The sequence below is a fragment of the Mycobacterium sp. genome (genome assembly GCF_051006775.1).
Classification (GTDB): domain Bacteria; phylum Actinomycetota; class Actinomycetes; order Mycobacteriales; family Mycobacteriaceae; genus Mycobacterium.
On sequence record NZ_JBPCSX010000132.1, the window covers coordinates 1 to 7,004 of the forward strand.

Consider the following 7,004-nt stretch of genomic DNA (forward strand, 5'->3'; position numbering starts at 1 on the left):
GGCATACGAGACCGACACCGACCAGGACTACGCCGAAACCGAACAGCTGTAAAGAAATTCGTCCCGGCCCTACCTGATACGGGGGCCGGCCCCAATTAGGAGATAGTAGCAATGCCCAAGCCTACTAAGGGTCCTCGCCTCGGCGGATCCTCCTCGCATCAGAAGGCGCTCCTGGCCAACCTGGCCACGTCGCTCTTCGAGCACGGTCGGATCAAGACCACCGAGCCCAAGGCTCGGGCACTGCGGCCCTACGCCGAGAAGCTCATCACGCACGCCAAGAAGGGCACGCTGCACAACCGGCGTGAGGTGATGAAGAAGATCCGCGACAAGGACGTCGTACACGTGCTGTTCGCCGAGATCGGCCCGTTCTTCGCCGACCGTGAGGGCGGCTACACCCGGATCATCAAGGTCGAGGCGCGCAAGGGCGATAACGCCCCGATGGCCGTGATCGAACTGGTCCGGGAGAAGACCGTCACCTCCGAGGCCGACCGGGCCCGTCGCGCGGCCAACAAGGCGGCCAAGAAGGTCGCCGAGAAGGAAGCCGCGAAGGCCCCCGCCGCCGCGGAGGCCGAGACTCCGAACGAGGAGATCGAGGAGATCGAGGCTGAGGACGGCGCGATCGCCGACGCCCAGACTGCCGAGGCTGCTGAAGAGGTGGCCGAGGAGCAGGCTGAGGAGCCGAAGGCTGCCGACGAGTCCTGAGGCCGCAAGGCTGCGACTCGATATCGCCTACGACGGTACGGAATTCACCGGCTGGGCGGTTCAGGAGGGCCACCGGACCGTCGCCGGCGTCATCGAAGGGGCGCTGTCGACGGTTTTCCGGCTTCCGGTGCGGGTGTTCGCCGCCGGACGGACGGATTCCGGTGTGCACGCCACCGCTCAGGTTGCCCATACCGATATCCCGGTGGACGCACTGGACCACGCACAACCCCGTCAGCGCCGCGTGGGCGAACCGGAGTTCGCTCCGCTGGTCCGTCGGCTCGGTAAGTTCCTTCCCGAGGATGTCCGGGTCCGCGAAATCTCCAGGGCGCCCTCGGGTTTCGACGCCCGGTTCTCCGCTTTGCGCCGCCACTACGCCTACCGGTTATCGCTGGCGCCCTACGGTGTGGACCCACAGCAGTCCCGCTTCGTGACCCCGTGGCCCCGTTCGCTGAACATTGACGTGATGGCCGAAGCATCGAAGGCTCTGCTGGGACTGCACGACTTCGCCGCGTTCTGCCGGCACCGGCCGGGTGCGACGACGATCCGTGACCTGCAACGTCTGGACTGGGTTCGCGAGGGTGATCTGCTGACCGCATACGTCAGTGCCGACGCATTCTGCTGGTCGATGGTCCGGTCCGTGGTGGGAGCGCTACTGGCGGTCGGGGAGGGTCGGCGCGAACCAGGTTGGTGCGCAGAGCTTTTGACCGCGCGAGAGCGTTCCAGTGATTTCGCGGCGGCCCCGGCACGCGGGCTGACGCTGATCGGGGTCGACTATCCGCCGGATGATCAGCTGGCCGAGCGGACCTTGACGACGCGGGACGTCCGCAGCCTGGATTGAGGCTGTTTAGAGGCGGGCCGCCACGAAATCGGCGGCCCCGTCGACCGCGCCGGAGTCGATGTAGGCGGGCTGCAGGTGGGAGGCCCAGCTCCCGCCGGGGTCATTGGCGTCGATAGTGCCGCGGCAGACCAGGTCCATGTCGGTGCAGACGTCGATGGTCTTGCCACCGTATATGGGGCTGACCACCGATACCGGGCCGAATACGGATTGAGTTCCGTTGCCGAACAACGCAATTGCTGCGATGTGGTCATTCGCGCTCGGTGGTAGCGGATTGTTGTAGCCGAACATCGCCGTGGGCGCGCCCAGGACGATATCGGTCACCGCAGCGCCCAGCGAGTAGCCGCCCAGCACCTGCCGGGTACTGGGACAATTCGCTGCCATGTACTGGATGCGGCGGCTCATATCGTTGGCGCCTCCGATGACGTCGGTGTCGGCGTCGTAGTTGACGGCGTAGACGCCGACGGATCTGCTCGTCTTGGATCGCAGAGCGTCCACGAACGCGTCGCCGATCCAGCCGATGCCCGGTGCTTCGCTGCGCCCACGGGCGAAGATGACCTCGGCGTCGGGGCAATCCGCCGCAGTGGCCGGAGCGATCGGGAACGGGGCGAACGGCAGGGAGGTGACGGCGAGGGTCGCCGCGAATAGATTTCTCATCCGCCTCATGCGCGTCACGTTACAGCAGTTGGGAGACGAAACCGGCGGCCTGACCGACCAGATCGGTCTTCTCGTAGCTGGTGTGCGCGAACGGATTGCGGCCCTGTGAGCAGATCGGATCACCGTCGTTACACAGGTCTATGCCCTTGCCGGCGAACGGCGCCGTCGCCGCGGAAACCGGGATGCCGAACTTGGCTGACGGATTGCCGAACACCGCGACTGCGGCGACCTTATCGGCCAGGCCGGCCGGCAGCGGCGGTGCCGAGCCGACGTCGCCGACCTTGTTGCCCAGCGGGGGGATTCCCATCAGCATGTCGACCACGGCCGCGCCCTGCGAGTAGCCGCCCAGGATGAATCGGGTGCCGGGGCAACGCTCGGCCATACCGGCGATGTGGTTGGTGGCATCGATCGCGCCGTCGGCGGCCGCCAGGAAGTCATAGGTCGCGGGGTAGTTGATCGCGTAGACACCAATGGTGCGGCCGCCCAATGCGCCGTTCAGCCGGCTGTTGAGGGCCTGACCCACCCGGCCGATTCCCGGGGCTTCGCTGGTGCCGCGCGCGAAGAGAAGTTCGACGTCGGGGCAGGGGGCCGCGTGGGCGGGGACGGCCGGGGCGAGGAGGGTGCTTGCGGCTGTCAACAGGCAGGCGGAGATAGCCGGGACGGTACGCATGCGGCTCATAATCACATATCCAGGATCGGCTGCGGAAACCGCGCGGTCATAGCCTCGGCGGCCGAGATGGCAGCGCGGAAATTGGCGACATTCACATAGTCATGTTACCGGTGGGGCTGAAGCTATCAGAGTGACGTATCTCGAAGGGGCTGGTCCGGCCACGTTGCGCCGTCGACCTTCGGGCTGTGCTCGCCCTGTCTGGCCAGGGTCAGGCCGAGAAGCACGACAATGCCACCGACGGTCTGTGCGGCCCCGATCCGCTCACCGAGCAGCAGGCACGCTGCCAGTACGGCGAACATGACTTCACTGAGGCCGACCAGGGAGGCGAAACTCGGCCGCAGCCGGGCCACCCCGCTGATTCCCAGCGTGTAGGCCACTGCGGTGGGAACTATGCCGAGCAGGATCACCGGAATCACCCAGGACACCGTCATGCCGGCGAGCACCGCGTTGTTGGCGGTGAAGGTCAGCGGCATGAGGCCGGTCAGGCCCAGGGCGCCCACGGCGATCGCCGCCACCACCAGGCCGCCTGCCGCGAGCGTGATCGCGTTGAGTCCCGAGCCGTCGGCGGTCACCTCGTCGGACATCATGAAATAGCTGGCGGCACAGACCGCCGCGCAGAGTCCCCAGATCACTCCGGCATGGTCGAATCCGGCGGTGCCACCCGGGGCGAAGACGTCGAGCACCAGGGTGACCCCGGCGACGGCCAAGGCCACGCCCGCCAGGGTCAACCGGCTCGGGGCCCGCCTGGTGGTCGCCCAGATCCACCCCACGACCAGCACGGGGGCGGTGTACTCGAGCAGCAGGGCCACGCCGACCGGCAGATGAGCGACGGCGTTGTAATAGCAGAGCTGGGCCCCGGCCACCGGGAACAGGCCGTAGAGGATCACGGTGCGGGCGTGCGCCCGGGCCTCGCGCAACCAGTCCGGTTTGATGAAGCCGGCCACGATCGCAAGCACCACCGCGCCACCGGCGAGCCGGGCGGTGACTGCCGCATTCGGCGACCACCCAGCCTCCATGAGTGACTTTGCGATGGGCCCTGACATCCCGAATGTGAAGGCCGATCCGATCGCGAACATCAGGCCGAGGCGGAAGTGTTTCTGGCCGGCGGCCGTCGAGGCGGTCGTAACCACTGAAAACCTCCGCTCGTCATGAGTAAACTAATATTTGGTCATGACACTACGGTCCGGGAGGCTCAGGAGTCAAATGCTTTTCAGTCATGACACCGAGCTCACACTCCGGGCTGCCTGTGCCCTGGTCAACAGCGACCGGGTCGATGGCGAACGGCTCGGCGATCAGGCCGCACTGAACGCCTTCCTGCACGACCAGGGCTGGACCGGACGTCGCGATGGCGATGCCGCCGAATTGGCCTCGGTCCACCGATTGCGGGAGCGGATCGGCCGGATCTGGGCGGCGGCCGCCGATGATGAGCGCACCGCCACCGAGGTCAACGCCCTGCTGGCCGACACGCACGCGGCGCCATGGCTGACCCGTCATCCCGAGATGCCGGACTGGCACCTTCATCTGGCGTCCACCGGCGATCCGCTGGCCCAGCGGATGGGTGCCGAGATGGCGATGGCGCTGGCCGACCTGATCCGCTCCGGGGAACTGCGCCGGCTCAAGATCTGCGCAGCACCGGACTGTGATGCCGTTCTGATTGATCTGTCCCGCAACCGATCCCGGATGTTCTGTGACACCGGCAACTGCGCCAACCGCCAGCATGTGGCCGCCTACCGGGAGCGCCAGTCCAAGGACGGTTGAGCTGTGCATGGCCGAATCCGCCGCCCGCCGGCGCGGCTTAGCGTGTGCCGGTGGGTTCGGATCCGTCGGTTGTGTTGGAGGTGGGGCCGGCCGTGGTGCGCCGCCTCGATGCCGATATCGCTGTGCCGGCGAGCATGGTTGCGGCGGCCCTCGACGGGATCGACGATCCGCTGGTGCTGATCGGTGAACGTCCGGTCCGGGTCGACGACCTCCTGCGCAGCCTGATCGCTCAGGCACTGGGTTCGCGGTGTTCCTCGGTGAAGCTGGTCCACCCGTCGAGCTGGCCGGCGCCGCGGGTGGCCCGGGTGGTGCGCGCCGCCGCGGCGTCGGCTGACCGGGTGGTCGCGGTGCCGCGCCGCGCGGTGGTCGGGCCGGGCGCGGTCATCATCGAGATCGACAGCGAAGTCGTGACGGTGTGTGCCGGCGGCGGGCTGACGGTGCTGGGCCGCGATCACGCCACCGAGGTGGCCGACACGGCAGCGCGGTACGCGGCCGGCGGTGACATCGTCGTCGATATCCCGCCGGGCCTTCTCGGGGCGGCGGGCACCGCGACGGCAATCCGCGCGGCGCTGGCCTGCCGTGGCCTGATCGCCGAGGATGCCGGGACCGCTATCGGCGGGGCGGAGGTCCGGCGGCGAATCACGTTGCCGGCCGTCCTGATTGGCGCCTGCGCCATCCCGGGACTGGCCCTGGCCGTCGGCGTCGCCTCGCATCCCGGTGCTCCGGCGCCCGCGTCCGCCCCGTCAGAAATCCTGTCGGTGATGGTCGAGGGCCGCGTCGCGGTGGCGGTGCCGGAAGGCTGGACCGTCGAACGCATCACCGGTGGTCCGGGGTCGCGCCGGGTGCGGGTCAGCTCCCCGGGTCACCCCGACGATTCGTTGCACATCACCGGTTCCTACGTGCCGGGCACCACCTTGGCCGACGCCGGTGAGGTGCTGGGCCGGGCCGTCGCGGGCCGATCGGAGTTCGGTGAATTCCGCGCCGACGATGACGTCGACGGACGTCCGGCCGTCACCTACCGGGAGGACCGGCCTCCCCGGGTGATCCGCTGGACTGTGCTGCTGGACGGGTCGACGAGGATCGCGGTCGGCTGTCAGAGCCGCCCCGGTGCCGAGGACGGTATCCGCCAGGCCTGTGAGCAGGCGATTCGCTCGGCGCGCGAATTGCCGGGAACCACTGCGCGGCCATGAACGTCGAATGGGTTGTGCCGGGTGGTCCCGGCGGAGGAGAGCCGTCGGGACCACCCGGGCATGCGTTTTGACCTGCGCCGATATTCGCCGGTACGCTATCTCATTGGCGCTCGGTACGCCGCGGCTTTCTCCGCGGGGTAAGTCGGGATCTCGGGTCAGTGTTGGTCGCCGAGAAGTTCACCCCACCGTCGACGCTTCGACCGGCACCCGGTTCGCCCGGGACCCACCCCGAAAGATGAGAGGTACACGCTGTGCCCACATACACGCCGAAGGCGGGTGACACCACACGTTCGTGGTACGTCATCGACGCCACCGACGTGGTGCTCGGCCGGCTCGCCGTGGCAGCAGCCAATCTGCTGCGCGGTAAGCACAAGCCGACATTCACGCCCAATGTCGATGGCGGCGATTTCGTCATCGTCATCAACGCCGACAAGGTCGCCATCGCGCCCACCAAACTCACCGGCAAGCTGGCCTATCGCCACTCGGGGTATCCCGGCGGTCTGAGTTCGCGCACGATCGGTGAGCTGATGGCCAAGCACCCCGACCGGGTCGTCGAGAACGCCATCGTCGGCATGCTGCCGCACAACAAGCTGAGCCGGCAGGTCCAGAAGAAACTGAAGGTGTACGCGGGTCCTGATCATCCGCACACCGCACAGCAGCCGGTTCCGTACGAGATCAAGCAGGTGGCCCAGTGACCGAAGAGAACGTGACAGAGACCGAGATCGAGGCCACCGACGCTGACCTCGGTGCCGACGACGCCGCTGAGGTCGTCACCGAGACGGTGGCGGAGCCGGTCAAGGTTCCCCGCGAGCCGGTGATCATCGACCGCCCGATCCAGACCGTGGGTCGCCGCAAGGAGGCTGTCGTGCGGGTTCGGCTGACGCCGGGCACCGGACAGTTCAACCTCGACGGGCGCTCGCTGGAGGCGTACTTCCCGAACAAGGTGCACCAGCAGCTCATCAAGGCGCCGCTGGTGACCGTCGACCGGGTGGACAGCTTCGACATCTTCGCCCACCTCGATGGTGGCGGCCCGTCCGGCCAGGCCGGCGCGTTGCGCCTCGCCATCGCACGGGCGCTGATCCTGGTTCAGCCGGAGGACCGGCCGGCGCTGAAGAAGGCCGGCTTCCTGACCCGCGATCCGCGTGCCATCGAGCGCAAGAAGTACGGCCTGAAGAAGGCCCGCAAGGCGCCG

Annotated in this window: 9 protein-coding genes; 6 read left to right on the plus strand and 3 right to left on the minus strand. The window is 67.8% G+C overall.

Annotated elements, in window-relative coordinates:
* The first annotated feature begins 111 nt into the window (after positions 1-111).
* Both rplQ and truA read left to right on the plus strand, forming a co-directional pair.
* Positions 112-702, plus strand: a complete 591-nt coding sequence (gene rplQ, locus ACR2JI_RS09200) for a 50S ribosomal protein L17 (RefSeq protein WP_526389774.1) — start codon at positions 112-114, stop codon at positions 700-702.
* Positions 671-1,540, plus strand: coding sequence for a tRNA pseudouridine(38-40) synthase TruA (gene truA / locus ACR2JI_RS09205; protein ID WP_526389780.1), 870 nt, complete (start codon positions 671-673; stop codon positions 1,538-1,540). The genes rplQ and truA overlap by 32 nt, the downstream gene beginning before the upstream one ends.
* Before the next feature lie 6 nt (positions 1,541-1,546).
* Here truA and ACR2JI_RS09210 read toward each other — a convergent pair whose 3' ends face one another.
* From ACR2JI_RS09210 to ACR2JI_RS09220, 3 genes are all read right to left on the minus strand, one after another.
* Positions 1,547-2,194 (minus strand): cutinase family protein, encoded by a 648-nt coding sequence (locus ACR2JI_RS09210; protein WP_526389775.1) that lies wholly within the window; start codon positions 2,192-2,194, stop codon positions 1,547-1,549.
* A 19-nt stretch (positions 2,195-2,213) separates the two neighbouring features.
* On the minus strand, positions 2,214-2,864 hold the full coding sequence (locus tag ACR2JI_RS09215) for a cutinase family protein (protein ID WP_526389776.1): 651 nt from the start codon (positions 2,862-2,864) through the stop codon (positions 2,214-2,216).
* Between the two features lie 125 nt (positions 2,865-2,989).
* Positions 2,990-3,940, minus strand: a complete 951-nt coding sequence (locus tag ACR2JI_RS09220; RefSeq protein ID WP_526389781.1) for an EamA family transporter — start codon at positions 3,938-3,940, stop codon at positions 2,990-2,992.
* Positions 3,941-4,067: 127 nt separating this feature from the next.
* On the opposite strand from ACR2JI_RS09220, the gene ACR2JI_RS09225 reads away from it, so the two are divergent.
* The 4 genes from ACR2JI_RS09225 to rpsI form a co-directional block, all read left to right on the plus strand.
* Complete coding sequence (locus ACR2JI_RS09225; protein WP_526389777.1) at positions 4,068-4,622, plus strand: CGNR zinc finger domain-containing protein; 555 nt, start codon at positions 4,068-4,070, stop codon at positions 4,620-4,622.
* Between the two features lie 50 nt (positions 4,623-4,672).
* On the plus strand, positions 4,673-5,812 hold the full coding sequence (locus ACR2JI_RS09230) for a type VII secretion-associated protein (RefSeq protein ID WP_526389778.1): 1,140 nt from the start codon (positions 4,673-4,675) through the stop codon (positions 5,810-5,812).
* A 251-nt stretch (positions 5,813-6,063) separates the two neighbouring features.
* On the plus strand, positions 6,064-6,507 hold the full coding sequence (gene rplM, locus ACR2JI_RS09235; protein ID WP_526389779.1) for a 50S ribosomal protein L13: 444 nt from the start codon (positions 6,064-6,066) through the stop codon (positions 6,505-6,507).
* 86 nt (positions 6,508-6,593) lie between these two features.
* The coding region (gene rpsI / locus ACR2JI_RS09240; protein ID WP_526389782.1) for a 30S ribosomal protein S9 at positions 6,594-7,004 on the plus strand (411 nt) is incomplete at its 3' end.

Bases quoted from the DNA above. Each gene is read 5' to 3' on its own strand.
- ACR2JI_RS09220 (WP_526389781.1), bottom strand. From the start codon at position 3,940: ATGTTCGCGATCGGATCGGCCTTCACATTCGGGATGTCAGGGCCCATC.
- ACR2JI_RS09225 (WP_526389777.1), top strand. From the start codon at position 4,068: ATGCTTTTCAGTCATGACACCGAGCTCACACTCCGGGCTGCCTGTGCC.
- ACR2JI_RS09210 (WP_526389775.1), bottom strand. From the start codon at position 2,194: ATGAGAAATCTATTCGCGGCGACCCTCGCCGTCACCTCCCTGCCGTTC.
- ACR2JI_RS09215 (WP_526389776.1), bottom strand. From the start codon at position 2,864: ATGCGTACCGTCCCGGCTATCTCCGCCTGCCTGTTGACAGCCGCAAGC.
- rplQ (WP_526389774.1), top strand. From the start codon at position 112: ATGCCCAAGCCTACTAAGGGTCCTCGCCTCGGCGGATCCTCCTCGCAT.